The following is a 26,682-nucleotide window of genomic DNA, read 5'->3' on the forward strand; positions in this document are numbered from 1 at the left end:
ACTGACCATAGCCATCAACGGAGGTCGCTATGGATTATCATCACTACCGCAAAGCCCTCACTGAAACACTTGCCCAGAGTGAAGTGCCCTTTCCCGCTGCCGAATACCAAGCGCGCCTGGACAAGGTGCGCCAGGCGATGACCGAGCAAGGGTTAGAGGCGCTGCTACTTACCGATCCCGCGGATATTAACTACCTCACTGGCTACCACACCTTTGAAGTCTCAGTTCATGCCTGTTTGGTCTGCACGCAAGAGAAACTAGTGCTGCAAGTTGCCTCGATTGAAACCGGTGCGGCGGTGATCACTGCTCGGGTCGATGAGATTATCGGCTACCGCTGGGAAAACCTGGATGAAATCATCACCCCGCTGGCGGATCTGCTTATCCCCTGCCAGCACATCGGTATAGACGGCTGGAGCAGCGGGCTGCGCTTTGGGGTGATTGATGCGCTGATGCAGACCATCGGCCGCGAACGCTTCAGCGAAGCAGGCGCGCTAGTCGACGCCATTAGAATTGTGAAAAGCCCTGCTGAACTAGAGATGCTACATGAGAGTGCCCGTATTACGGCACTCGGTTTAGAGACGGCAATTCAAACCATTCGCCCGGGCATGACCGATAACGATATTGCGGCTATTGGCGCTAAAGCGCTGTTGGAAAACGGCAGCGAGTTTATGAGCCTGCAGCCGATCGTGACCAGTGGGCATCGCATTGGCGTGATACACGTCAATCATAAACGGCGCGTGATTCAGCCTAACGAGCCAGTGTTCTTGGAGTTTGGCGCCTCTTACCAGCGCTATACAGCCCCCATGATGCGTACCGCAGTAACGGGCGCACCAAATGCGGCCCTCTCAGCCACCCGCGACCTTTGTCGTTCTATATTCGAGGCGCTGTGCGACGCCATGCGGCCCGGCAATAGTTTTGATGCTGCTGCCCAAGCGGCTGATGCCCTACTCGCCCCGCAGCGCGACCAGTATTTTTTCTCCGGCGTGTTTGGCTACGCCGTGGGCGCGCAGTTTCCGCCTAGCTGGGTAGAGGGCACGGGCTTTATCGCCACAGGCCAGTCGCGTACCTTTGAAGCGAATATGGTGTTTCATTTACCGCTCTGCCTTCGTGTGCCCGGCCAGTGGGGCGTCGGAATCAGCGATACCGTGGTGGTAACCGAGCAGGGAGCCAAACCGCTAACCAATAACGACTGGCAACTGTTCGAAGCACGTGCCTAACCTTAAGCTCGCAGCCTCCGATAGGCGCAGCATTGACAGGCCCATAGAGGAGCGCTATTGTCGCCAAAGATGCAAATGAGAAACACTCGCTTTATATTAACGTATAGGTGATGGGCTCTACTCCCATCGGCAGCCACCAGGGTGAGGGACAAGTGAGATGACTAGCGAGCAGCGGCAACTTCGCCAAACGGTCATGTTTTTGCGTACCTCTTTTGAAGCGGTGCAGCACTCTATTGCTGGCCGCCTGGAAGACCCGCTGCCCTGCTGGATGGATACCAGCATGCTCTCGATGCTCTCACGTGAGCTGACCCGCTGCTGCCAGCAAGCGAAGCCGCTGTTTGCGCCCGCGGTGGTCGAGCAACTCTTTATCGCCTCGCAGCAGTGCGACCTGCTGCTAAAGCAGTGCCCCGGCGTGTTGAACAGCGCAGTCTGCTATCGCCAGTTGGGTGCCATTATGTTGCCGCTTTCAAGCGCACTGCAGCAGATCGACACTCCCTCCAAACGGCGTTGGCCCTGGGCGAAGTGGAATTGAGCGAGCATTGGGAAGCCAGAAGAAGTATCTCTTGGCGATTGCCAGCAGGTAGCAGTCAATAGAGAAGCTCCAGACCTTGGAAAGGTTAGGGGCAGTGTTTATTGATGCGCATCCTTTGTGGCAAGCACTTGCTGCCCTAGGGCTGTTAATCGATATTTTTGCAGGCGGCTGCGGGGTTTATCAGGAATCGTCATTTCAATTAAACCCTGCTTAATTGCGATTTGCTGATAATGTTCTCTGAAATGTTTTTCGTCTTTCAGCCCTAAAGCAGCCATCAAGCCAGCTCTTCCCAACTCACCTTCAAATGACTCAAGCAGTCGGAAAATCTCAGGGGTAACTTCGGGGGTGACTTCGGGGGTGACTTCGGGGGTGACTTCGGGGGTGACTTCGGCCACTGCCTCTTTGTCGACCGCAAACCCCTCGTGAACGGGTAAACGAATTAAAAAGTAGCTGCGCTCATCGTCGGTTTCGAACACCGGCTCTGGCGAACCGTTCGCCTTCATGACCCGAAGAATTTTCGGCACGCCCGTTGAACGGCCTTCGGTTAAATCCAGTTCTTTTAAAAACTCACCAATACGCCGGTTGCGGTAGCGGCGGCTGACTGCTTTACCTGCTTGCAGGTCTTGCAAGCGAATAGAGTGGTCTGGTCCTGGAAAGCTGAGCACCACAAGCTCCTGGCCATCGATACGGATTTCAATGGGCTCACGAATCTCATAAGAGCGGTGGTACACCGCATTCACCACTGCTTCTTCAATGGCGACCAGCGGAAAATTCCAGAAACGCTCGGCCTGTGGGCGATCAGCGTGTTTTGTCACGCCCTCTTTTAAATAGTTTCGGTTAATGTAGTCCAATGCCGTGCGGGTTATGCGCCCCAGCGGGCCCTTGAATATTTTTTCTTCAAAATGATCGCCACCGGCACCGTCTGGAAAATACACCACATCTATCTGAGTGGCTGGGAAAAACTGCTCGGGTTGCTCGTTAAAGAACAACAGCCCCACATTTTTAGGAAAGGCCATTTCGCTTGGCCCACCGACCACATTCATTCGGCGGCCCAGGGTTTCAATATCCAGCTCGCGAGCTTCAGGCGCCAACTCGCTATTAATATCGTGGAGAAAGTCGCGCATCAGATAGGATAAATGGTCGCTTAGGGACGCGACATTAACTACTAGGATGGCAGACAGTTTATCGGTGAGTTCCTGTTAGTTGAAAATTCAGACTTACTTGACCCTGCTATTTATCATGATAAATTCAAAGTAAGGCGCCAACGAGCGTCCACGCTGAGACACATCACAAGAAAGGGCACACCCATGGCTGAACAACAAACCGCGGCAGCCTCCGGCTCGCGTAAAAAATGGTATCAGGCGGTCCCCGACCCCATGGTGCTGATCTTTATCATTCTTGTTGCCACCTATTTACTGACGTTTATTATCCCCGCCGGTGAGTTTGAACGGGTTACCCAGGATGGACGTACGGTTGTGGTGCCGGGTTCCTTTGCCTATCTGGAAGACGTCGCCAATATTCCCCTGTTCAATATCTTCGTGGCGATTCCGGAAGGCCTAATCTCCGCCTCACAGTATCTGTTTATCGTCTTCATCGCCGGTGGTCTGTTTCATATCCTGCAAAAGACCGGTGCATTGGAAAATGCGATCGGCGTGGCGGTTAATCGCGTTGGCGTTGAGCGGCGTAACGTAATTATCGTCGTCGGTACCTTTATCTACGGCTTTTTCGGTGTCGCTGTCGGGTTTGAGAACAATATTGCGTTAGTCCCCATTGCGGTGCTCATCGCCAGTGCCATTGGCTGCTCCAGTTTGGTAGGTACCGCGATGGCCGTCGGCGGCATCGGGATCGGCTTTGCTCTTTCACCGATCAATCCTTATACCGTCGGGGTTGCCCAAGGTATAGCTGAGCTACCGACCTTTTCCGGCGCCTGGCTGCGCACGCTGCTGGTACTTTCATCGCTGGCCCTGCTGTCGCTGTATATCTGCAAGCGTGTCGTCAAGATGGAGTTTGAGGAGCCCGACAATGCGGAGGCATTAAGCAGGCCCCTTAGCGAATACCGCCTGACCAAACGCAACATACTCACCATGGTAGTGTTTGTGGGTGGGTTGATCGCCATGTTAGTTGGTGTGTTTACCCGTGGCTGGTACATCAACGAAATTGCAGGCACATTCCTCCTGCTGGCGATCATCATTGGGGCCTTGAACGGCCTGTCGGCGAACGGCATCGTTAAACAAATGATGGAAGGTGCTGCCAGCGTTACCGCCGGTGCGCTTGTAATCGGGGTAGCGGCCTCTATTCAGGTCATTCTTGAACAGGCCGTCATTATCGACACTATCGTCAACTCGCTGAGCGCGCTGATAGACGGTATACCGTCAATTTTCTCCGCCATTATGGCTAGTGTAGTGCAGGGTATTATCAACCTCTTCATACCTTCCGGTTCCGGTCAGGCGTTAGTGACCATGCCTATTCTGATTCCCGTGGCGGATCTTGTCGGCATGAGCCGTCAACTAATGATCACCGCGTTCCAGGTTGGCGACGGTTTGACGAACCTGATCGTGCCGACTTCTGGCGGTACGCTGGCCATGCTGGCACTTGGTCGCGTCTCCTACGCCCAGTGGCTCAAGGCAATTCTGCCCTTTATGGTGCTGGTATATGTCTTGTCCTGGATTGGGCTGGTGATTGGCCACTTGGTGGGCTATTAAGCCCGCATTGCCACGATGACACTTTCACTGGTTCACTGCCACCCGGCCACAGGCACGGTTGCCACTATTACTGCCACCGGTGGAGTGGCGGTAGGTGGCTATGTGCATCACTGCTGGCGGGGCGTTGGAGCGTGCGTCACCCAGGGCAGGTTTACCAATCCCTGGTATCCGGCTCGGGTGCATAACGCCCTTGTCGATGGTGCCAATGCAGAGCAAGCCCTTAATGCGGCGATTAGCGAAGATAGCGACGCTACGCTGCGCCAATGCTTGGTGATGGATGCCCATGGCCGCTCATCGGTGCATTCGGGAAGCGAGAACATCGCTGAAGTGGCAGACATCCGCTTTCCCGGCGTCGCTGCCGTTGGCAACATGCTGCAAAGCAGCGATGTCGTTCAGGTCTTTGTAGAGCAGTTCTTAAGCCTTAGCGCCACCAACAGCGGCGCCGCCATCAAACGCAGCGAGGCGCCCCGCTATTCGAATCATCACGACCAACACTTGCTGGCGCACCTCATTGGCGCTCTCGCTGCCGCGCTGGATGCGGGCGGCGATAAGCGTGGTACCCGCTCAGCCGCGCTACGTATCGAGTCGTTTCAGCAAGCACCCATTGATTTGCGCGTTGACTGGTCGGAAGACGTCGTGGCCGCCCTGAGGGCCTTGGCTGACCAGTTCATGAGCGACGATTTCCAAGCTTTTTGGCGCCAACTGCCGCTACGCTAGACGCGCTTCCACGCTGCTGGGATTGTTGGTACCTATCGCCTAACGGAGAGTTTATGACCAAAACCGCCGTTCACACTCCATTTGCTCAAGGTGAGTTGGGGCAGGTGTTGATCGATCGCCTGGACGAAGCCGCCCGCTGCTCGGCTCCTGGCGCCGGTGTTACGCGACTGTTCTGCTCCCAGGAGCACAGAGATGTACTGCCTACAATCAGCCGCTGGATGGAACAAGCTGGGCTTGCCCCACAACTGGATGCGGCCGGCAATCTCGTTGGTCGCTGCCCTAGGGCACAGGCAGGTGAAAAAACCTTCATCATGGGATCCCATCAGGATTCGGTGATCGAAGGAGGTAAGTACGACGGCATGCTGGGCGTTGCGCTGCCTATTCTGGCACTGGAAGCGCTTAAGCGCGAAGGGGTAACACTCCCCTTCGGCATCGAGGTGGTTGCGTTTGGTGACGAAGAGGGCGTGCGCTTCCCTACCACGCTAGTTGGCAGCAAAGCACTGGCGGGTAATGTAACGCCTGACCAGCTTGACGCCCAGGATGCACAAGGCGTGACGCTTGCCGAGGCATTGACCGCCTTCGGCTGTAACCCGGAGCAGATACCCGCTGTCGCCCGCGACCCCGCCAACACCCTGGGTTTTTTAGAGGTACATATCGAACAGGGGCCTATTCTTGAGCAGCGGCATCATGCGGTGGGCATTGTCACGGCATTGACCGGCATTGAACGCCATAGAGTCACGCTGCGCGGTAAGGCCGGACATGCGGGCACCACACCGATGCCCATGCGATATGATGCGTTAGTCGGCGCGGCAGAAATGGTACTGGCCGTCGATAGCGTGCTGCAGCGAACCGATAAGCTGGTCGGCGTGGTGGGCAAGCTCGACGTTCACCCAAATGCCGTCAATGTCATTCCTGCCGAGGTTACTTTCACTGTCGAGCTCCGCTCACCGGAGCGCGTCATTCGGCAACGCGGTCGCGAAGCTGTCTACGCCGCAATGGAGGAAGTGGCGACTCGCCGAGGGCTAGTGCTGGAGATGGAAAACACTTACAGCGCCGATGCCACCGCCTGTGCCGACTGGATGATGACGTCCCTCGAAAAAGCCTGCGCCCAGGTTGGCCAGCCTGCAGAACAGCTCTTTAGCGGTGCGGGGCACGATGGCTTGGCCATGCAGGCATTGACTGACATCGGCATGTTGTTTGTGCGCTGCAAGGACGGGCTGAGCCACCATCCGGACGAAGCCATTACTGCCGAAGACGGTGAAGCGGCAACACGCGTGGTCATGGCATTTCTACAACAGCTGGGGCAACCATAGCACAGCATCTACCGCTGATTACTTCAGTGGCTCAGGTAAAAAGCCTCGGCGAACCTGAGCCTCCTGCTGATTCATCACCCGCTGGGCATCCAGCATGTGCTCGCGCATGATACTGTAGGCGCTTTCGGCATCCCCTAGCTCAATCGCATCCAGTATTTGTGCATGATAGCGACACCCCACCTGGCCAAAATCATAGGTGGCTGGCTCATACAGGCGATGGTATATCGTCAGATCCGAGAGCACTTGAATTGTGAAACGAATGATAAAGGTCAGCAACTGATTGCCGCCAGCCAACTCGGCAAGCATCAAGTGAAAATGCAGGGAATCGAGGTGCTGCTGGCGCTCAGTCTCGCTATCGTCTGCGGGGTCTGAGTAGCTATGCAGACTCTCACGCAAGCGCGCCATATCGGCTGGATTCACTTTTCCCACCAGCGAGGCAGCCAGTTCAGGCTCTAATGCCAGACGTATCTGATAGATATCCTTGATCGAAATATCTTTAAAAAACAGATAATTACTCAACAAAGACACCGCTTTTGCATCGCTCATTTCGCGCACAAAGGCACCACCGCCAGGGCCGGTACGGGTTTCGACCAGCCCCTGAGCCTCCAGCACTCGCGTACTCTCGCGTACCGTACCTTTCGATACCTGCAAAGTGTCCATTAGCTCCGACTCACTCGGCAATCGATCCCCTGGCTTTAACTGCCGATCCACAATCCAGCACTTGATGGTTTCCGCCACCTGATAAGGTCGTCGCTGCGATGCGTTTTTTAACATGCTGTCGAGAAATTCCTGACAAATAATCTGCAAGGGTACCAGAGAGGCCTACCGTTTGGACGCCTCTGTCAAGGATACCTGCTCATCTAAGCCCTGGTAATATCTGGGTGGCATTAACTAGTAAACTGGTCTATTCTGGCACCTACTATTTCATCGAAGCATTCAAAAGGAGCTTACTTGATGGCTTTCGAGACACTGTTCAAACCAACCCAGTTGGGCAGCCTATCAATACCCAATCGCGTTATTATGGCGCCGCTAACCCGTTCGCGTACGCCGGATAGCGTGCCGGGCAAGATGCAGGAAGCCTACTACGGGCAGCGCGCTGGCGCGGGGTTGATTATCAGTGAAGCCACCAACATCTCTCCTACTGCCCGTGGCTACGTGTATACGCCGGGCATCTGGACCGACGAGCAGGAAGCGGGCTGGAAAGGCGTTGTTGACGCTGTTCACGCCAAAGGCGGTCGCATGGCGCTACAGCTGTGGCACGTTGGGCGCATTTCACACGAGATGGTTCAACCTGACGGACAACAGCCTGTTGCACCAAGCGCCTTAAAAGGCGAAGGCGCGCAGTGTTTCGTCGAGTTCGAAGACGGCACTGCGGGCCAGCATCCCACTAGCACACCGCGTGCGCTGGAAACCGATGAAATCCCCGGCATCGTTGAGGACTATCGCCAAGCGGCCGAGCGTGCCAAGCGTGCGGGCTTCGATATGGTCGAAGTCCACGCGGCGAACGCCTACCTGCTCAATCAGTTTCTGGCGACCGGCACCAACCAGCGTACCGACCAGTACGGTGGTTCATTGGAAAACCGTGCCCGCTTCCCGCTGGAAGTGGTTGATGCCGTGATTGATGTTTACGGTGCTGACCGCGTCGGCATCCGCATGACACCATTTATTGAGCTGTTTGGGTTGACCGACGACGAGCCGGAAGCGATGGCATTCTACATGGCCGATCAGCTTTCCAAGCGTGGGCTGGCCTACCTGCACCTGAACGAGCCCAACTGGGCGGGCGGCGACATCACCTTTCCCGCTGGTTTCCGCGAGCAGATGCGCGAACGTTTTAGCGGCAGCCTGATCTATTGCGGCAACTACGACGCCAAACACGCCGAGAAACGCATCAGCGAAAACACCACCGATGCCGTGGCTTTCGGCCGCCCCTATATCGCCAACCCGGACCTGCCAGAGCGTTTCCGTGTTAACACGACACTTACTGAGCCGAACCATGAAACCTTCTACGGCGGTGATGAAAAAGGCTATACCGACTACCCGTTTATGAATAACGGTTATGATCGTATGAGCTAGTACAGCATACGTTTGGCTGATAGCTGAATTATTTTGGCTAAAAAGCATCACTTCGGTGATGCTTTTTTAATGCCTAATAGTAAGTAAGCGCCAATAAATGGTTGATTCTTTCGTTTTAAAAATAGGTGATGGATGCTAAATTAAATTTTGGCGCTAGAGGTTTCCATATTAGCAGTGGGCCTTACCGCCAACACTTATGCCCGTTTTCGGTCTCGTGGCTGATGGTGTGCCTTACTAGCTCGGGGTGTTACTTGCGTTAACCCTTAACCCACTATTCATCGGTTAAATAGCGTTTAATTACTCATTAAAACAACAAATTAAAACATCAGAGGGTTTTTGAGAATATGGATCGTACGACCACCATCATATTACTCTCCTTCGTATCGCTGGTATTGGGCACTCTGGCGACGGCAATATTTATTTATGTCGTTGTTCCCTGGCGTCGACGACGGCGTGCAGCGAAAGAGGCTGCCGCTAACTCAGTCACTTTTCAAACCAAGAGCCCGCCGGAGCAACCTGAATCCACCACTCCTGCGAAGCGCAATAGCAGTATAAAGCAGCACTCTCTTTTTATTATTTTCGATCAGCCTAGTGAACGGTCAGACGAGCGCCTAACCGAATGGTTGCGAGAAAAAGGCGCCCGTTACGACTCAATCAAAAAGATATTTTTGATTGACGGGCAGCAACCCGCCAACCCAATTACCATTACCAACGCCTTTCCACCCGGCGAAATGCCCGACCTACTCCATGGTGAAACGCACGCCCCCATTAAAGGCATTAGCCTGTTAGTAAAGCCGCCGCTGCACAAGCGGCGTAATCAACAAATGCACGTCTACGTAGAACTCGCCAAGGAAATGCAGACACACTTTAGCGGTGCCATGCTTAATGCGGAGCGCGAGCCCACCACCGATGACACCTTTGAGCGCATTATTGGCTAGCGTCGCTTTTCTGGTTACACGACCCCCTGGCTACGCAGGTAGTCATCGTAGCTACCGCTGAAGTCGACAATGCCTTCCGGCTGCATATCAATAATGCGCGTGGCCAGCGATGAAACGAATTCACGGTCGTGGCTAACAAACAGCAGCGTACCGGGGTAGTTCTCAAGGGCCAGGTTCAATGCCTCAATCGACTCCATGTCCAGGTGGTTGGTCGGCTCATCCATCAGCATCACGTTGGGTTGAGTGAGGATTAACTTACCGAACAGCATGCGTCCCTGCTCGCCACCGGAAATCACCTTCACCGATTTACCGATATCATCACTGGAAAACAGCATCCGTCCCAGCGCGCCGCGTACCACTTGCTCGCCGCTGGTGGTCCAACTCGACATCCACTCAAACAGCGTGGCATCGACGGCAAAGTCATCGCTGTGATCCTGGGCAAAAACGCCTACTTCAGCGGCTTCTGTCCACTTCACTTCACCCGCATCCGGATGCAACTCGCCTGCCAGGGTTTTGAGCAGCGTGGTTTTGCCAATGCCGTTGGGGCCGATAATAGCGATGCGCTCGCCAGCTTCAACAGTCATGGATAAGCGCTTAAACAGCGGTTCACCGTCATAGCCTTTGGTAATAGCATCCACATTGACGGCATTACGGTGAATCTTTTTCGCCTGATCAAAACGGATAAAAGGACTGACCCGGCTGGAGGGCTTAATATCTTCCAGCTTGATTTTATCGATTTGGCGCGCCCGTGAAGTAGCCTGTTTGGCCTTCGAAGCGTTAGCGGAGAAGCGGCTTACAAACTGCTGCAACTCGGCAATTTGTGCCTTTTTCTTGGCGTTATCCGAGTGCTGTCGCTCGCGCGCTGCAGTGGCCGCGGTCATGTAGTCATCGTAATTACCGGGGAATAGTGTAATTTCGCCGTAATCCAGATCCGCCATATGCGTACAGACGCTGTTCAGGAAATGGCGGTCGTGAGAGATGATGATCATGGTGCTGCTGCGCGCTTTGAGAATATCTTCCAGCCAGCGGATGGTATTGATATCCAGGTGGTTGGTCGGCTCATCCAGCAGCAGTACATCGGGGTCGGAGAACAGCGCTTGAGCCAGCAGTACGCGCAGCTTCCAGCCGGGCGACACTTCGCTCATGGGGCCGGAGTGCTGCTCAATGGGGATGCCCAAGCCGAGCAATAATTCACCCGCGCGGGACTCGGCGGTGTAGCCATCAAGCTCGGCAAAGCGCACTTCCAGATCGGCAACGGACATGCCGTCTTCTTCGCTCATCTCTGCGAGCGAGTAAATACGCTCGCGCTCGGCGGCGACCGACCACAGTTCGACATTGCCCATAATAACGGTGTCGATCACCCGCTCATCTTCAAACGCAAACTGATCCTGACGCAGCTTACCCAGCCGTGTACTGCTATCCAGCATTACTTGGCCCGAAGAGGGCTCCAAATCGCCACCGAGAATTTTCATAAAGGTGGATTTGCCGCAGCCGTTCGCGCCAATCAGGCCGTAGCGATTGCCGTTATTGAATTTAACGGAGACATTTTCAAACAGGGGCTTGGCCCCAAACTGCATGGTGATATTGGCGGTTGCGATCACAAAAGGAGCCCGGTTAGCGTGTCATTGACAGTAATAGAAAGGCTCGCGATTCTACGCGCTATTGGACGGGTATTCACCCATCAGACTTTCGTCATATCAGGCGACTGCCGGGATATCGAGTAGAAAGCGTTCATCATCAAGCGCTTGGCGTAAACGAGTCGCCAGAATATCGACGATACCCGGATGTTCGCCCACCAGCTTGGTCGTGGTAACAGAAAGCCCTGGATGCTGCTGTTCAGCCGCCGCGCATATTTCAGCGATATCGCCACCCTCCCCGGCGTGGCGCCCCGGCGACAGAAACAGCATTGCCAGGATGACCGGCCCTGGGTTGAATTCGGGAAGCGCTAGCAGATTCTCAAGTAATGGCTCGTTAAAGCGGTACTCATCGCCCTCGCGACGCTCCATGGAGGCAGCGGCAACACACGCTACGTCGTCGGCTAGTAATACGCTAAGCTGTCCTGCTAAGCGATTTCGCGCGGCGGTAACGTCAGGGATGGGGCTGCCGTGATCGACCAGCGCCACATGCGGATTAGCACCAGACCGAAGCTGCTCGCGCACGTTGTCGGCCAGCAGGTGGGCTAGACGCAGGTCGTTATCACCCAACTCATCCACCAAGGGCTGGGCTACACGCACCTTTACGTGAGGAAAGCGCTCCTGCATCGCTGCCATGCGTTCAGGCAGGTAGCCGGTTAGGGCCTTACTGGGGCCAAAAAAGAACGGCAACACGATAATTTCTGTTGCCCCTTGTTCGGCACTACGTTCAGCGGCGGGGCCAAGCGTCGTGGCGGGAATGCCATCCACCTCGTCCGCGGGAATCTTATTGGAGTGCAGCAATGAGGCGGCCTGAACGGTTTCGCCTATTTGCTCACTAAGCGAAGCGGCCACGCGACGCAAATTAAGCGTTGCTTGCGGGCGTAGCGAACCATTATCGACCAGAAAAATCGCGCGCATGGCTACCTCCGGTAATTTTCAATGTTGTCAGGTAAGTGAGCAACCATCGCATGTTAAGATGATTGTTTTACAAAGTCGTTGTTCACCATGTTACTTGAAAGACGCTCCTTAAAAATGTTGCTTGATAACGATGCTTGATACCACCGCGCTTAACCAGCAAAGAAACTTCTTCGATGGCCATGCAGATATATGGCTATTCGGCTACGGATCGCTGATTTGGAAGGCTGACTTCGCCTATTTAGAGCGTCGCCCAGCCTATATTCAAGGTTGGGAACGGCGTTTCTGGCAAGGCTCCCACGACCATCGTGGCACACTTGAATCACCCGGGCGGGTAGCAACGCTGATCCGCGCCAAGGATTCGATTTGCCATGGTATGGCTTACCGTATTACGCCAGAAGTGCTTGCGCCGTTGGATGTACGCGAGAAGAACGGCTATTTGCGAGAAAAAGTATTGCTGACGTTTCTTGCTGAGAATGGCGAAGCAGCCAAACAGAGCGAAGGGCTGATTTATCTGGCCAGCGAAGACAATCCGGCCTTTCTTGGCGAGGCGCCACTTACCGAAATCGCCCAGCAAATTGCCAACGCACATGGCCCAAGCGGTCCCAATAAAGAGTACTTACTCAACCTTGCGACGGCACTACGTGAACTAGGCGCGACAGACGCCCATATCTTTGACCTGGAACTACAGTTGAGCCGTATCTAACCTCACCAGTAGCGTGGATAACGTCGATGCCGGGCAAGATTATTCACCAGGATGGCAATTATGAGCATCACTACACTGCCCATACCGATCGGCAAAAGAGGATACCACCACCCCAACTGGTGAACGCTGGAACCGCCGCCTACCGCAATGAGTGCAGCCGCAGCTCCCGGAGGGTGAACTGTATGGGTCAACTGCATCACCAGTATCGACAGCGATACGGCCAACGACATCGAGAGTGGTGTCGCTCCCAGCCATTGGTAGCAAGCAACGCCAGTAGCTGCCGAAAGCACGCTGCCGAACAATACGTGGCTGGGTTGGGCAAAAGGACTTTCCGGTGCTGCATAAATGAGAACTGACGTTGCCCCGAACGACCCAACGATAAGCAACTGATGCGACAGCCACGCCGAGCTTAACCAGCAAATAACCGCCATTCCAGTAAAGGCGCCTACCCATGACCAAAAAGCATCCTGCCAGCCTACCCGGGCACGCTTAATTGGCTGCCCGCGCATCTTTCCAAGGTAAGTTTTCATTGCACTCGCTTTGCACAAAATAAGTGCGAATGATGACAAAATGCACCAAATAAGCAAATGACAATCTGTCATACCCGTGTTGAAGCTAACTCAAGATCGCTAGCTCAAGAAAGAACAAGCCTCTGATTACATCATCAGCCACGAGAGGATAAACAGCCCGAGCAGGGTGCGTAGAATACCGCCTACCAAAGAGCCACGCAGGAATGCCCGCAAACCGCCCCAAAGAATAAGCAGCCCGACCACTAATACGGCAATGCTGAAAAAAGAATCGTTGATCCCCAGCGAACGCGTTAAGCCGTCGATAAAATCGCCGAATGCACCGAAAAAGTTAGTAAAAATACCTAATAAAAACTCAACCACCACGCGGATGGCTTCGCCGATAGTTTCGCCTATTTCGTCAAAAAAACCGTTTGCCTGCATTGCATTTGGCTGCATCGATAGTACCCAAGGCTGAGAAGGATAAGCGTGGCATTGTCGTTTAAATACGCTCACTGAGCAAAACTAAGGGACGGCCAAGATTCGCCATCCTGATTGTTTAGCGCTCCCGCTTTCAAACGACTATGCTAAAAACCATAAAACGATCGTTTAAATAAACACAATTACTTAGCCACGATCCAGGTTTACATCATGACACACCGCTATCCGCTTGCCGAACAACTCCACGCCAGCACTCATCGAGTGGAAAACCAGCCCCCGGCGCTGGAAAACTACAATAGCTATGCCGCAGATCGCGCGCTTCAAGAGGGCGTTAAACGTGAAAGCGGGTCTGAGGACGATGCCCCGCTCAAAACGTTTGGTCAGTGGGCAGGCTCTTCTGAGGCCATTGCCTTAGGCTTTGACGCCAACCGCTACCCACCGCAACTGATGACCCATAACCGACAAGGCCACCGGGTCGATTGGGTAGAGTTTCATCCCGCCTACCATCAGCTTATGCAAACGTCGGTGGAACATGGATTGCACGCCAGCCCCTGGCGGAATCCACAGCCAGGCGCCCACGTTTCCCGAGCCGCGAGTTACTTTTTACAGACACAGGTAGAGGCGGCGCATGGCTGCCCGATCACGATGACATTTGCTGCTCTGCCTGCGCTTCGCCACCAGCCCAACCTGCTTGAGAGCTGGGGTGACAAAATTACCGCACCCTATTATGACCCACGCAACGTACCCTACTTCGAGAAACAGGGCGTCACCCTCGGCATGGCGATGACTGAAAAGCAGGGTGGCTCGGATGTCCGTCTTAATACCACTCGAGCCTACCCGATTGACCAAGGCGGTCCCGGCGAAGCCTACGAACTGGTGGGGCATAAATGGTTTGTCTCAGCACCGATGTGCGATGCCTTCTTGGTGCTCGCACAAGCACCCGGCGGCTTGAGCTGCTTTCTATTGCCGCGCTGGCGGCCCGACGGCAGCAAGAACCCTCTTCACATCCAGCAACTGAAACGCAAGATGGGTAACGTAGCGAACGCCTCCAGCGAGACGGAACTGCGCGGCGCCTTTGCCTGGATGATAGGTGAGGAGGGGCGCGGCGTGCGTACCATCATCGAAATGGTGGCCATGACCCGTTACGACTGCATGATTGGCTCAGCTGCTGGGATGCGCCAAGCCACCGCCCAGGCGATTCACCATGCTTCTCATCGCCATGCCTTTGGGGCACGGCTCAGCGAGCAGCCGCTGATGCAGAACGTGCTCGCCGATCTCGCCATTGAGAGCGAAGCTGCCACTACCTTGATGCTGCGCATGGCCCGGTCCATGGATCATCAAGACAACGAGCATGAGCGCCTGCTTTCGCGGATCGCCACCCCTGTCGGCAAATACTGGATATGTAAGCGCACACCCCATCACGCCTATGAAGCAATGGAAGTGATCGGCGGCAGTGGCGTGATGGAAACTCATATAATGCCGCGCCTGTTCCGCGAGTCGCCCATCAACGCCATTTGGGAAGGCAGCGGAAATGTGCAGTGTTTGGATATCCTGCGCGCGATTGAAAAGCAGCCCGAGGTACTTGATGCCTTCTTTGCCGAAGTTGCACTTTCAAAGGGCGCTAATGAACATCTTGACCGCTTTATTCACAAATTAAAGCGGGAGATGCAGGATACTCAAGCGCTCCAGTACCGCGCCCGCCAACTGGCGGATAGCATGGCCCTGGCGTTACAGGGCGCTCTGCTGGTTCAGCATGCCCCTGCTTACGTAGCCGATGCATTCTGCGCTGGCCGGCTTGCCGACCGCAGTGGCCTCAACACAGGCACGCTACCTACTGGACTCGATTGCGCAGCGATTATTGAGCGTGCCCGGCCCGTGAAATAAGCGCTCACGACCTTGGTCGGATTTCATGCTAAAACTGATTGGGTAAACTAGTCACATTAAAAAGCAATTAACTAGCAACAAAGTGATAGCGGGAGAGCTTGACGCATCTAGAGTAGATGACGCCAGCGCCGAAGGAGCAACAACCCCGGAAACTCTCAGGCAACCGGACCGCTATTACCATCACTTTCCGAAGAGCGGCTGATGACTGCGTCACTCAGCCCACCGAAGGAGCAAGCGCATCCAATGAATGCGTGAATCTCTCAGGTTCCATGACGGAAGGGGTACGCCCAGCAGTAGCTACGCCGTTAGGTGGGATTCCCCGACGCTCATACAATCTGGAGAGAGTTATGCAACGCATTGCCGTTATCGGTGGTGGTATCACCGGCATTACCAGCGCCTACGCCCTGGCCAAACGTGGCTATGACGTCACCGTTTTTGAAAAGCACCGCTACGCAGCGATGGAGACGTCCTTTGCCAACGGAGGCCAGCTATCGGCCTCGAATGCCGAAGTGTGGAATCACTGGCCAACCGTGATCAAGGGCATGCGCTGGATGCTCAGAAACGACGCCCCGCTGTTGGTCAATCCCCGCCCGAGCTGGCATAAGCTCAGTTGGTTTGGTGAGTTTATCGCCTCAATCCCCCGCTACTCTGAGAACACGACCGAAACCGCACGCCTAGCCATTGCCGCCAGGGAGCACTTGTTTCAGTGGGCAAAAGACGAGCAGATTAATTTCGATTTAAAGCAGAAAGGCATCCTGCATATCTACCGCGACAAGGCAGGCTACGACCACGCTGCCAAGGTCTCGCAACTGCTCAACCAAGGTGGTCTGAAACGCCGGGCGGTCACACCCGACGAGATGCGCGCCATCGAACCGACGCTGGCGGGCAATTACTACAGCGGCTTCTTTACCGAAAGCGATGCCACCGGCGATATTCATAAGTTTACCCACGGCCTCGCTCAAGCTGCAGAGCGCCGCGGCGTAACGCTTAAATATGGTCACAGCGTGCAGGATATCGGCGCGGATCAACAACACGCCTGGGTCACTGCTGAGGTGGGCGACGACCCAGTACGTGAAAGCTTTGATAGCGTGGTGGTGTGTGCAGGGGTCAGCAGCCGCGCGCTAGCCGCCAAGCTCGGCGACCGGGTCAATATCTACCCGGTGAAAGGCTACTCAATTACTGTGCAACTCGATGATGCAGCCTCTCAGCAGGCGGCGCCCACGGTAAGCCTGCTTGATGATGAAACCAAGCTAGTCACCAGCCGCCTGGGCAATGACCGCTTCCGTATTGCAGGCACCGCCGAGTTTAACGGCTATAACCGCGATATCCGTGACAACCGTATCCGCCCGCTAATCCGCTGGGTGGAAGAGTGTTTCCCCGGCGTCAGCACCCGCCGCGTAGTGCCCTGGGCGGGCCTGCGGCCAATGCTACCTAACATGCTGCCTAAGGTCGGCCCCGGCAAATTACCCACGGTGTTCTACAACACCGGCCACGGCCACCTGGGCTGGACACTCTCCGCCATCACCGCCGAACTGCTGGCGGATGCGGTGGGGGATAAAAACACCCGCACGCAGCGAGCAGCCCAGCCGCGGCCCCTGTAGCCTCCAATACACACCTTAACGGCAGGGCCAATGATAGCCCCGCCGAGTTAGCCACCAATAAAAATCGCTGGCGCCGGCAGTTGGGATAGGGTTCCAATGGTTATTATAAGTATGGTCTATTAATAAAGAACCAATATCTTTCTAACAACCAAGGAAGTTTCACTATGCCCAGCGTACTTATCACCGGAGCTACATCAGGATTTGGTAAAGCGGCAGCCCAGCGCTTTGCAAAAGCGGGCTGGTCGTTGATTTTAACCGGGCGACGGGTAGAACGCTTAAAAGCGCTCGAGGAGGAGCTTTCCGAGCAGGTACCCGTACTGACACTGGCGCTGGATGTTCGCGACAGTGATTCAGTCACTGACGCCATTGGTAGCCTACCTGAAAGCTTCTTGCCACTGACATGCTTGATTAACAATGCGGGGTTAGCGCTAGCGCCGGAACCCGCACAAAAGGTGGCGTTGCAAGATTGGCACACAATGATCGATACCAACATCACCGGGTTAGTTAACGTCACCCACGCAGCGCTGCCGCTGTTACTCAAAAACAGCGAAGGCGCGAGCATTCTTAATCTCGGCTCAGTCGCGGGGCAATGGCCCTATCCGGGGGGGCATGTGTATGGGGCATCAAAAGCGTTTGTTCAGCAGTTTAGCTATAACTTGCGCTGCGACCTACTGGGAACGGGCGTGCGTGTGACGGACCTAGCTCCCGGCATGGCAGAAACCGAGTTTACGCTAGTGAGAACCAAGGGTAATCAGGCCGCTTCAGACGCACTTTATAAAGGTACAACGCCGCTTCAAGCGGAAGATATTGCAGAGCAGCTTTACTACCTAGCCACCTTGCCACCCCATATCAATATCAATCGCTTGGAAATTATGTCGGTTCGGCAGGCGTGGGCCCCTTTTGCGATCGATCGCGACTAGGCTTAAGCCTGCTTCGCGGAGCAAAATAAGCCGCCCGTTGAGACACGATTACGCCCTTTTTCTTTCGCTAGATAAAGGGCGTTGTCCACTCTTTTCATCACGCTCTTAACCGATTCTGATGAATGAACCTCTACGACACCAAAACTAGCCGTGACGCTGTTTTGAAGGGGAAAAGCAGTGTGTTTGATAGCGCTTCGGATTTTGTCTGCTAGCCGCACGGCTTGTTCAAGCGATGTTTCAGGGGCTAGTAGCATAAACTCTTCACCCCCCCAGCGCGCACAGCAGTCTGCTTTACGTAAGTTACGCTTAAGCAGATGGGCAAGCTCTATCAGCACTTGATCACCCACATCATGGCCGTAGCTATCATTAATGTCTTTGAAGTAATCAATATCTAGCATAATCAGGGAAAGCGGACGGGCGTAGCGGTGCTGTCGGTTTAACTCACTTTTCAGTATCACATCGAACTGCGATCTGTTAACCAGCCCTGTTAGCATATCTGTTGTCGCTAGCCGCTCGAGCTGGGCTTCTTTTTCCACCTGTTCGGTAACATCACGCTGGGTTAACACCAGGGTAGAGTGACCCCTATGAAAACCGCCCATCGCCGTAATTCGCCACTCGATATGCCGGCGCTTGCCGTTATGCCAGCGGGATACTTCACGACCGCTAATACCTTCAAAGACACTATCTTCGCTGTTAGTAAGTGGGTACAGCGCCTTATAAAGCTGGGTGATAATCTGCTGGTTGGCCGCTTTTTGCTGAACCACGATGGGGGCAGCACCTAGCCATGCCTCTCGACTACCGCCCCATAATCGCTGGTAGTCAGTATTAACATCCACAATATGGATGCCTGATGGGCCTTCCTGCACGCTTAGAATCGCCACAGCGTGGCCGGGCTGTTCGCCATTTGCATCCATCCCTGGACGCGAATAGTGCTGATACATTCTATTTACTCATCCTTGTGTAATAGCCGTGCGGCATATGGCTGAATACAGCCACCCTAGTGTCATGCACCTGCACTGTTAGCATCTGCCTCTAAGCGATTTCTCACTTTCCATCGCAAGATTCCGCTTATATTTACCACTAAAATTACTTTAATGATATTATTTATTGCAATTTGTTACCGCACTGTAAGCAATAAAACGTCAAAGATAGAACGTCAAAGAAAGTAAAAATTGAGGCATTTTGCTTAGATTGCTTTTGCCTGGAAAGGTTCCTTAGAGTTAGGCATTTACAATCAAACATTAACCCCGCTGCACCAAAACACCAATAATTTCCGGTACCGACATCTTACTGTCTTCAATAGACGTATAAAGTGCATGCACTGCCCCAGCGACTCCACGTTCCACCCCAAGCTCGCTAGTCATGGTGTGATAGTAGTCTAAATCTTTGCTGGCATTTGCCACTGTAAATTTGAAACCCGAAGGATCGTTTTCAGCAATATAAGGGCGCAAGCGCTCAAGCACCACGCCGCCACCGCCACCTGTTCCCAATACTTCCAGCAGTGCTGTATCGCTGATACCCGCTTTACGTGAAGCCGCTGTGGCCTCTGCCAATACCGCAGAAAACCCAAGCGAAACAAAATTGTGCAGCAACTTGAGCGTGTGCCCTGCGCCCACATCGCCCGCATGGGCAATATTTTCGGCAAAGCCCTGCAATAGCGGCAGCGTTTCATCAAACAGTGCCTTGGGCGCACCGACAATTAAGTTGAGCCGCCCTTCTGCGGCCTCTTTCGGCGTGCGCGTCATGGCGGCATCCATAAAGCGGCCACCTGCATCCGCGACCTTTGCAGCGACTCTCTCTGTCGAGCTGGGTAAAGCAGTCGAGCAGTCCACAATGACACTGCCTACCTTCAGCCCTTCCATTACGCCGCCAGGCTCAAACAAAACGGCTTCTACTTGGGGCGACCCCGTGACACATAGAATCACTACGTCAGCACTTTTTGCCACTTCGCTACCGGTACTCAGCGCGGTAGCACCGGCCGCAAGCAGGTCTTCCACCGGTTGATTACCTGGGTGTTCAAGAAAGCTGACCTGATGGCCTGCACGCAGCAGGCTGCTGGCGATGCCATGCCCCATCAAACCAACCCCGACGATGCCTACTTGGCGAACTGTTGTCATTATAATAACTCCGTTCTTGAAGATAGTTCCGTTCTTGAAGATAGCTCCGCTCTTGAAACTAGCTAGTCATGCTTAATAGCCACTGTCTTAATGCGTGTGTAGCTCCGCAGCCCTTCAAAGCCTTTTTCCCGACCGTGTCCTGAACGCCCAACGCCACCAAAGGGTAGCTCGACACCACCGGCGGCGCCGTAATTATTGATAAACACTTGGCCACTGCGGATCCCTTTTGCCAAGCGCAGCTGTCGTCCACCGTCGCGGGTCCAAATACCAGCACACAAGCCAAAATCCGTTGCGTTGGCCAGGGCTAGCGATTCTGCTTCATCCTCGAACACCTGCACTACCAGTACGGGCCCAAAGAGCTCTTCCCGCAACACTTCATGCTCTTGGGGGATATCGGTCAATAGTTGCGGTAGCACAAAGTGACCTCCAGACGGTGCGCTCGACGCTAGCTCTCCTATAGCTGCGACGCGAATGCCGTCAGCTTTGGCCGCCGACAAACGCTCTTCCAGTTTGGCTTTTTGACGCGCATTGATCAGCGGGCCACAGTCGGCATCGGCTTCGCCAGCATCACAGCGCAAAGCAGCAAAGCGCTCACACAGATTGGCCACCACACTATCGGCGATTTCACGCTGTACCAGCAGGCGGCTACCCGCCGAACAGGTCTGGCCGGCATTCTGAATAATCCCGCGCACGACGGCAGGCAGCGCTTTTTCCAGATCCGCATCGGCAAACACGAGCTGGGGAGACTTACCGCCCAGTTCTAACGTCACGGGCACGTGGTGTTGCGCTGCGGCCTGGGCCACATGCGTGCCGGTTTCAGGTGAGCCGGTAAAGGAAAGGTGGTCAATCTGGGGATGGGCAGCCAGCGTCGCGCCCGCTTCAGCCCCTAGCCCCGGTACCACATTGAGCGCACCAGCGGGCAATCCGTGATGTACCGCCAGCTCCGCCAGGCGCAGCACGCTCAGGCAGGCATCTTCGGCAGGCTTGAGCACAATGGTATTGCCCGCCGCCAAAGCCGCCGCCACACAGCGTCCGAAAATTTGAGAGGGGTAATTCCAGGGAATGATCTGGGCACACACACCGTAAGGCTCGCGCAGGGTCATGACGGCGAAGTCGTTTTCAAACGGAATGGTTTCACCGTGCAGCTTGTCCGCCGCCCCGCCATAAAAGCGGAAATAGCGTGCGCAGGCTGATATATCCCCCTTGGCCTGGGTCATCGGCTTGCCGGTATCGGCACACTCGAGCTGTGATAGCTGTTCATGATGTGTTTCGATCACATCGGCAAAGCGCAGTAGCCATTCGCTGCGCTGCCGGGCAGTCCAGCGAGCCCACTCGCCTAATTGGCCGGAAAAGGCCAGCCGCGCTGCCTGCACCGCTGCATTGACCTCTTCCCCTTGGCTTCGCGCAATGCGCGCCAGCGGCTCTCCTGTGGCGGGGGCTTCTATCTGAAGCGTAGCGGCGGTATTTACCCACTCTCCACCAATCAGCGCCTGCTGCGGTGGCAACGTTAATGCTTGAGACATACAGCACTCCTTTTATTGTGCTTTTTTAACCTAAAATGCGCGTTGCTTAACCGTAGAAGATATTCACCAGCCCCATGGAAATCCACGGTATATAGGTAATTGCCATCAGGCAGGCCAGCACCACCAGCACAAAGCGCACCAGCCAGGGCAGCATCTGATCGATCGATATTTTGGCCACTGCACAAGCAGCAAACAGGTTCACGCCCAACGGCGGGGTGATCATGCCAAGGGCCAGGTTAACCACCATGACCAGGCCAAAATGAACAGGGTGAATACCGAACTGAATAGCGATCGGCGTCAAGATCGGTGCCAGCACTAAAATAGCGGCGGAGGTTTCAATAAACATGCCGACAACCAACAGCAAGGCATTGACCACCAGCAGAAACATCAGCGGGTCGTTGATGGTATTGGTGACCAGAGTGGCTATTTGCGCAGGCAGCCCCGTACGGCTGAGCAGAAAGCTGAAGAGCGAGGCGGCGGCAATGATCAGCATGACGGCAGCGGTTGAAACAACGCTCTGGCGCATAATCGACCAGAGGTCGTCGACCTTCAGCTCACGGTAGTAGAAACCACCCACAATCAGCGCAAAAAACACGGCCACGGCGGAGGCTTCCGTGGGAGTAAATACCCCACCGTAGATACCGCCAATCACGACCACCGGCATCAGCATCGCGACCCAGGCACGCTTCACCGAGATCATAAAACCGGTGCTGTCTTTATAGTCGTCTTTTCCGTAGCCCCGCACTTTGCAGAACAGGTAGAGAAAGAGGATCAGAGCACAGCCAATCAGTATGCCGGGGCCAATGCCCGCCAGAAACAGCTGCCCAATAGAGGTATCGGTACTCACGCCGTAAAGAATCAAGGGAATCGAGGGCGGAATTAACACCCCAAGCTCTGCTGAGGAGGCTTGTATGGAGGCGGCCAGCGGCTTGGGATAACCATGTTTGACCATGGCGGGAATCAGAATGGCGCCAATGGCAAAGGTCGTTGCCACGCTTGATCCGGAAACCGCTGCAAACATCATGCAGGTCAATACACAGGACATCGCCAGCCCGCCCTGCACGCGGCCAACGATGGATTTCGCCAGGTCCACCAAACGCTGGGAGATGCCCCCAGCGGCCATCAGATTACCGGCGAGGATAAAAAAGGGAATCGCCATTAGCGGAAATTTATCGATGCCGATAAACATCTGCTGTGGCACCAGCAGCAGTGGCAGGCGCGTGAAGAATTCGATACCGATAATCGAGGCCAGGATAATCGAAATCGCAATCGGCACCCCGAAGGTAAACAGAATGATCAGCGACAGGCCGATAACCATGTTCATGGCTGTACCTCCCGCTCTGATCGCGGCGCACCCTGGGGTGCTTCAGCCTCCGGCACGATCTCGCTATTTTCAGGGCCTACCTTTTCCCGGCCAGTGAGCTGTGCGAGCAGCCTCGCCACCACGGCCACAATGGCAAAGCAGGCGCCCGTCGGAATCGCTGCATACGCCCATGCCATCGAGATATTCATGCCTGACATGGTTTGGTTGCTCACCCGCAGGGTCATTTGAATGCCGTAGTGAATCAGCACCCCCAATACCAGCAGGCAGCACACCACAATGGCGACTTCCAGTAGTGTCAGAAAGCGCGCCGGCACTAGCTTATAAACGACCTCTACCGCCATCATATAACCGCCCCGAAAGGTGGCGGCAGCGGCCAGAAACACGCACCAAATCATCGCCGCACGGGAGGCCACTTCCGTCCAGGTCGAGGGCGCATTGAAGACAAACCGGGTAAGCACCTGATAAAAACTGAGCGTCACCGAGATTGCCAGCATCGCCACGGCAAGCAGCATAGCGAGCCGGGTTAACTGGTGCTCAAAACGAAGAAAGACCGCTAGCATAAGAGTTCACCATGCCAAAGCGGCCTCCGCGATGCCGGAGGCCGAGGTGGGGAAGCGCTCGACAGTGTTACTTAACAGCCGCTGGCTGTTTCCTGAACGCGCTCAAGCATTTCAGTGCCGTATTCCGAGGTGAATATCTCGTAGGCAGGCTGTACCGCTTCTTGGAAAGGGGCAATATCGATATCGGTTTTCACCGTCATGCCGTTCTCTTCCAGCAGTACCACCCCGTCACGCTCCAGACGCGACACCTCTTCGCGGGTCGCTTCGGCAGACGCCGCCGCGGCTTCCATAAACCAACCACGCTCCTCATCACTCAGGCCATCGAGCAATATCGGCGATCCCAACACGATGGCGGGTGAGTAGACGTGCCCGGTGAGCGAGAGGTAGTCCTGTACTTCCCAGAAGTTGGTGGCGACGATCACGGTGATGGGGTTTTCCTGGCCATCTACCGTGCCCTGCTGAAGCGCGGTGAACAGCTCCGGAAAGGCCATTGGCGTTGGGCGGGCGCCCATCTGGCGGAACGCTTCCTGGTGTACCGCGTTCTCCATGGTGCGTACGCGCAGGCCTTCGGCATCCGCGGGCGTGGCGATCTCGCGCTGGCTATTGGTTAGGTGGCGAAAACCATTTTCAGACCACGCCAAACCCACCAAGTCGTGCTCGCCCATTTTTTCCAACAGTTCATCGCCCAGTTCGCTATCCAACACACAGCGAGCCTGGTCGTAGTTCTCAAACAGGAACGGCAGGTCGAGTACATAGCTTTCCGGTACGAAGTTACCCAGCGGGCCAGTGGAGGTAATCACCACATCGACCGTACCGATCTGCAGGCCTTCGATCATCTCCCGCTCGCCGCCCAGCGACCCAGAAGTGTGCTCGGTGACCGTGAACTCGCCATCGGATAATCGCTCAAGCGTCTCTTTAAACGCATCAGCACCGACCGAGTAGTGCGAAGTCGAGGAGAGTGTATGGCCCAGGTTCACTTCTGTCGCCGCGTGGGCTTGAAGTGCGATACCTGCCGTGGCGATACCGCTAATCGCTGCCACCAGAACATGGCGCTTGAGCGTTGGTGTCATGTGTTGCTTCGTCATTGTAGTGCCCTCTTTATATTGTTGTGAGGGTGGTCATTGAGGCAACTTACCCGACCGCGGGGGTTGCCCTGGCAGTTTCCTACCGTTGCGGGTAGGTGAGGTAGTCATGATGGTTCAGAAACGAACGCATCGATGATCTGCTTGAAGTTGTCATCACCCACAAAGCCCAGCTGCTTGGCTTTCGTGGTTTCAAACCGAGCGGGCCAGCTCGTCACAATGGCTTCAATGCGTGGGTCGGGTTCATGGCGTACCAGTGAAAGCGCTTTTTCTCCCGCGACGTCACCTAGCGCATCCAGCATTTGGGCCACTGTGACGGTGATGCCCGGCAGCATAAAGGCCCTAAAAGGCGCCAGCGCCGCACTCGGCACCTCTGCCCCATGAATTAGCGCATCCACCACCTTGCCTGGCGACATCACAAACATCGGCAGTTCAACGGGCACCGGGCAAACCGCCTCTTCGCCATTGAGCGGCTCACGCAGAATACTCGAAGCAAAGCTGGAGGCCGCGGCATTCGGCCGACCAGGGCGAATCACGATAGTAGGCAGGCGCAGCACTAGGCCGTCGATAAGCCCTCGGCGGCTGTAATCGTTGATGAGCAGCTCGCACATGGCTTTCTGGGCACCGTAGGAGTTTTGCGGGTGAAGGGCCGTCCTATCATCCAGCACTTCCGGCAGCTCACCCCCGTAGGCCGCCACGGAGCTGGCCATAATCAAGCGGGTATCGGTCAGCTCCTGCTCCCGGCAGCCCTCCAGCAGCGCCCGCGTAGCGTCAAAATTAACCCGCATGCCGAGTTCCAAATCGGCTTCGGCGGCGGAGCTCACGACCGCCGCGAGGTGATAAATAACATCAGGGCGTTGCTCCAGTACGCTATCCAGTGCGCCGGGTTCGGTAATATCCAGTGCCCTTGATGTCACGGTGATGTTTCCCGCATCAGGCAGCGGTGCTTCTATCTGATCGATCAGCGTTAGCCGCGTAATCGGCTGCTGGCGAAGCTCACCGCTCGTCAGCAACTGTTGCACCAACCGCTGGCCTAGAAAGCCTGCCGCGCCGGTAATGGCGATATGCATCGTTTTGCTCCTATGCACTGTTGTTATTGTTTGCGCGTTACTTATTTTTTATTTGGCCTGGCGGGTATCAGTGAGTGGTTAGCCCCCAGGCTTCGCCCCACCCTAGCCCCGCACGGGTATCAGCCTTGGGCCTATACTCACAGCCGATCCAACCGGTGTAGCCCAGCGCACTTAAGCGCTCGAAAATAGCCGGATAGTGCACTTCTCCAACATTCGGCTCGTGACGCTCGGGCACACCTGCGACCTGAATATGGCCGATGACGCTGAACTGGCGTTCAAGGTGGCGGATCAAGTCGCCCTCCATGATCTGGCAGTGGTAGAGATCAAACTGTAGCTTGAGATTTTCTGCCCCAACCTCTTCCAAGACCGCCATGGCCTGCGCCTGGCGAGAGAGAAAAAAGCCGGGCATATCGCGCGTATTAATCGGCTCGATCAGTATGTCCCGACCCACCTTGGCCGCTTCACTCACTGCAAAGCGCAGATTACGGATATAGGTGGCGTGGTGTTGAGCCTGGGTCGCGGCATCGGCACCTCCCGGGAGCAGTCCCGCCATGGCATGCACCCGAGGGCAGTTGAGCGCCTCGGCGTAACGTAACCCTTCAACCACCGAGTCACGAAATTCCCCTTCTCGACCCGGCAAGCTCGCCAAGCCTCGCTCACCAGCATCCCAATCGCCTGGCGGCAGATTAAACAGCACTTGCTCCAGTTGGTGCTTGTTCAGCGCATCGCTTAACTCATCGGCGCCATAGGCGTACGGGAACAGGTACTCAACGCCTTTAAAGCCCGCGTCCGCAGCGGCGCTAAAGCGATCCATAAAGGCGTGTTCGTTAAACAGCATGCTGAGGTTGGCGGCTAATCGAATCATCGTGGTGCTCTTGTTGTCCTGTTTCTTATTGTTAAGTACGTC

Annotated in this window: 25 protein-coding genes and 1 riboswitch; of the genes, 11 read left to right on the plus strand and 14 right to left on the minus strand. The window is 55.2% G+C overall.

All coding sequences use genetic code 11. The annotated features are described in order from the left end of the window. Window positions 1–29: 29 nt before the first annotated feature. A complete protein-coding gene (locus tag ACUVOF_RS12045) occupies window positions 30–1,217 on the plus strand; it encodes a M24 family metallopeptidase (RefSeq protein WP_447044581.1) in 1,188 nt (395 codons plus the stop codon). A gap of 157 nt (window positions 1,218–1,374) precedes the next feature. After that, the gene (locus tag ACUVOF_RS12050; protein ID WP_447044582.1) at window positions 1,375–1,749 is read left to right on the plus strand and encodes a hypothetical protein; all 375 of its coding nucleotides are present in this window, start codon (window positions 1,375–1,377) and stop codon (window positions 1,747–1,749) included. A 98-nt stretch (window positions 1,750–1,847) separates the two neighbouring features. Here ACUVOF_RS12050 and ACUVOF_RS12055 read toward each other — a convergent pair whose 3' ends face one another. Next, window positions 1,848–2,873 carry a Fic family protein gene (locus tag ACUVOF_RS12055; protein WP_447044583.1) on the minus strand — a complete coding sequence of 342 codons (1,026 nt, stop codon included), beginning with the start codon at window positions 2,871–2,873 and terminating at the stop codon, window positions 1,848–1,850. Window positions 2,874–3,056: 183 nt separating this feature from the next. Between ACUVOF_RS12055 and ACUVOF_RS12060 the strand changes: the two genes are divergently transcribed. From ACUVOF_RS12060 to ACUVOF_RS12070, 3 genes are read left to right on the plus strand one after another with little or no spacing between them, the layout of a single operon-like run. Next, window positions 3,057–4,451 (plus strand): YfcC family protein, encoded by a 1,395-nt coding sequence (locus ACUVOF_RS12060; RefSeq protein WP_447044584.1) that lies wholly within the window; start codon window positions 3,057–3,059, stop codon window positions 4,449–4,451. A gap of 15 nt (window positions 4,452–4,466) precedes the next feature. Next, window positions 4,467–5,168 (plus strand): DUF1028 domain-containing protein, encoded by a 702-nt coding sequence (locus ACUVOF_RS12065; RefSeq protein WP_447044585.1) that lies wholly within the window; start codon window positions 4,467–4,469, stop codon window positions 5,166–5,168. A 53-nt stretch (window positions 5,169–5,221) separates the two neighbouring features. Beyond that, on the plus strand, window positions 5,222–6,481 hold the full coding sequence (locus ACUVOF_RS12070) for an allantoate amidohydrolase (protein ID WP_447044586.1): 1,260 nt from the start codon (window positions 5,222–5,224) through the stop codon (window positions 6,479–6,481). Window positions 6,482–6,499: 18 nt separating this feature from the next. Here ACUVOF_RS12070 and ACUVOF_RS12075 read toward each other — a convergent pair whose 3' ends face one another. After that, on the minus strand, window positions 6,500–7,255 hold the full coding sequence (locus tag ACUVOF_RS12075) for a FadR/GntR family transcriptional regulator (protein WP_447044587.1): 756 nt from the start codon (window positions 7,253–7,255) through the stop codon (window positions 6,500–6,502). A gap of 180 nt (window positions 7,256–7,435) precedes the next feature. Between ACUVOF_RS12075 and ACUVOF_RS12080 the strand changes: the two genes are divergently transcribed. Continuing rightward, on the plus strand, window positions 7,436–8,554 hold the full coding sequence (locus tag ACUVOF_RS12080; protein WP_447044588.1) for an alkene reductase: 1,119 nt from the start codon (window positions 7,436–7,438) through the stop codon (window positions 8,552–8,554). 344 nt (window positions 8,555–8,898) lie between these two features. Further along, window positions 8,899–9,492: a cell division protein ZipA C-terminal FtsZ-binding domain-containing protein gene (locus ACUVOF_RS12085; RefSeq protein ID WP_447044589.1), complete on the plus strand. Its 594-nt coding sequence runs from the start codon at window positions 8,899–8,901 to the stop codon at window positions 9,490–9,492. Window positions 9,493–9,506: 14 nt separating this feature from the next. Here the strand turns inward: ACUVOF_RS12085 and ACUVOF_RS12090 are convergent, their stop codons facing one another. Beyond that, on the minus strand, window positions 9,507–11,093 hold the full coding sequence (locus tag ACUVOF_RS12090) for an ABC-F family ATPase (protein ID WP_447044590.1): 1,587 nt from the start codon (window positions 11,091–11,093) through the stop codon (window positions 9,507–9,509). A gap of 96 nt (window positions 11,094–11,189) precedes the next feature. Beyond that, window positions 11,190–12,044: a sirohydrochlorin chelatase gene (locus tag ACUVOF_RS12095; protein WP_447044591.1), complete on the minus strand. Its 855-nt coding sequence runs from the start codon at window positions 12,042–12,044 to the stop codon at window positions 11,190–11,192. A gap of 130 nt (window positions 12,045–12,174) precedes the next feature. On the opposite strand from ACUVOF_RS12095, the gene ACUVOF_RS12100 reads away from it, so the two are divergent. After that, a complete protein-coding gene (locus ACUVOF_RS12100) occupies window positions 12,175–12,747 on the plus strand; it encodes a gamma-glutamylcyclotransferase (RefSeq protein WP_447044592.1) in 573 nt (190 codons plus the stop codon). 2 nt (window positions 12,748–12,749) lie between these two features. Here ACUVOF_RS12100 and ACUVOF_RS12105 read toward each other — a convergent pair whose 3' ends face one another. After that, window positions 12,750–13,277, minus strand: coding sequence for an HPP family protein (locus ACUVOF_RS12105; protein WP_447044593.1), 528 nt, complete (start codon window positions 13,275–13,277; stop codon window positions 12,750–12,752). Window positions 13,278–13,403: 126 nt separating this feature from the next. Further along, window positions 13,404–13,697 (minus strand): hypothetical protein, encoded by a 294-nt coding sequence (locus tag ACUVOF_RS12110; RefSeq protein WP_113269488.1) that lies wholly within the window; start codon window positions 13,695–13,697, stop codon window positions 13,404–13,406. Between the two features lie 207 nt (window positions 13,698–13,904). Between ACUVOF_RS12110 and ACUVOF_RS12115 the strand changes: the two genes are divergently transcribed. The 3 genes from ACUVOF_RS12115 (at window position 13,905) to ACUVOF_RS12125 (ending at window position 18,099) form a co-directional block, all read left to right on the plus strand. Beyond that, window positions 13,905–15,578, plus strand: a complete 1,674-nt coding sequence (locus ACUVOF_RS12115) for an isovaleryl-CoA dehydrogenase (protein WP_447044594.1) — start codon at window positions 13,905–13,907, stop codon at window positions 15,576–15,578. Window positions 15,579–15,657: 79 nt separating this feature from the next. Next, a riboswitch (glycine riboswitch) is annotated at window positions 15,658–15,759 on the plus strand. 166 nt (window positions 15,760–15,925) lie between these two features. After that, window positions 15,926–17,179 carry a D-amino acid dehydrogenase gene (locus ACUVOF_RS12120; RefSeq protein WP_447044595.1) on the plus strand — a complete coding sequence of 418 codons (1,254 nt, stop codon included), beginning with the start codon at window positions 15,926–15,928 and terminating at the stop codon, window positions 17,177–17,179. A 164-nt stretch (window positions 17,180–17,343) separates the two neighbouring features. Further along, window positions 17,344–18,099 carry an SDR family NAD(P)-dependent oxidoreductase gene (locus ACUVOF_RS12125; protein ID WP_447044596.1) on the plus strand — a complete coding sequence of 252 codons (756 nt, stop codon included), beginning with the start codon at window positions 17,344–17,346 and terminating at the stop codon, window positions 18,097–18,099. Between the two features lie 2 nt (window positions 18,100–18,101). Here ACUVOF_RS12125 and ACUVOF_RS12130 read toward each other — a convergent pair whose 3' ends face one another. The 8 genes from ACUVOF_RS12130 to otnI all read right to left on the minus strand — a co-directional run bounded on the left by ACUVOF_RS12130 (window position 18,102) and on the right by otnI (window position 26,640). Next, window positions 18,102–19,040 carry a diguanylate cyclase gene (locus ACUVOF_RS12130; protein WP_447044597.1) on the minus strand — a complete coding sequence of 313 codons (939 nt, stop codon included), beginning with the start codon at window positions 19,038–19,040 and terminating at the stop codon, window positions 18,102–18,104. A 300-nt stretch (window positions 19,041–19,340) separates the two neighbouring features. Further along, window positions 19,341–20,216 carry an NAD(P)-dependent oxidoreductase gene (locus ACUVOF_RS12135; protein WP_447044598.1) on the minus strand — a complete coding sequence of 292 codons (876 nt, stop codon included), beginning with the start codon at window positions 20,214–20,216 and terminating at the stop codon, window positions 19,341–19,343. A 62-nt stretch (window positions 20,217–20,278) separates the two neighbouring features. After that, a complete protein-coding gene (locus ACUVOF_RS12140; RefSeq protein WP_447044599.1) occupies window positions 20,279–21,739 on the minus strand; it encodes an aldehyde dehydrogenase family protein in 1,461 nt (486 codons plus the stop codon). A gap of 46 nt (window positions 21,740–21,785) precedes the next feature. Beyond that, window positions 21,786–23,063 carry a TRAP transporter large permease gene (locus ACUVOF_RS12145; protein WP_447044600.1) on the minus strand — a complete coding sequence of 426 codons (1,278 nt, stop codon included), beginning with the start codon at window positions 23,061–23,063 and terminating at the stop codon, window positions 21,786–21,788. Next, on the minus strand, window positions 23,060–23,623 hold the full coding sequence (locus ACUVOF_RS12150; RefSeq protein WP_447044601.1) for a TRAP transporter small permease: 564 nt from the start codon (window positions 23,621–23,623) through the stop codon (window positions 23,060–23,062). Before ACUVOF_RS12150 ends, ACUVOF_RS12145 begins: the two co-directional genes overlap by 4 nt. A 71-nt stretch (window positions 23,624–23,694) precedes the next feature. Next, window positions 23,695–24,708: a TRAP transporter substrate-binding protein gene (locus ACUVOF_RS12155; protein WP_447044602.1), complete on the minus strand. Its 1,014-nt coding sequence runs from the start codon at window positions 24,706–24,708 to the stop codon at window positions 23,695–23,697. 104 nt (window positions 24,709–24,812) lie between these two features. Next, window positions 24,813–25,775 (minus strand): D-erythronate dehydrogenase, encoded by a 963-nt coding sequence (gene denD, locus ACUVOF_RS12160; protein WP_447044603.1) that lies wholly within the window; start codon window positions 25,773–25,775, stop codon window positions 24,813–24,815. Window positions 25,776–25,842: 67 nt separating this feature from the next. Continuing rightward, window positions 25,843–26,640: a 2-oxo-tetronate isomerase gene (gene otnI / locus ACUVOF_RS12165; protein WP_447044604.1), complete on the minus strand. Its 798-nt coding sequence runs from the start codon at window positions 26,638–26,640 to the stop codon at window positions 25,843–25,845. Window positions 26,641–26,682: the final 42 nt, after the last annotated feature.

This window comes from Vreelandella sp. H-I2, from assembly GCF_052959335.1.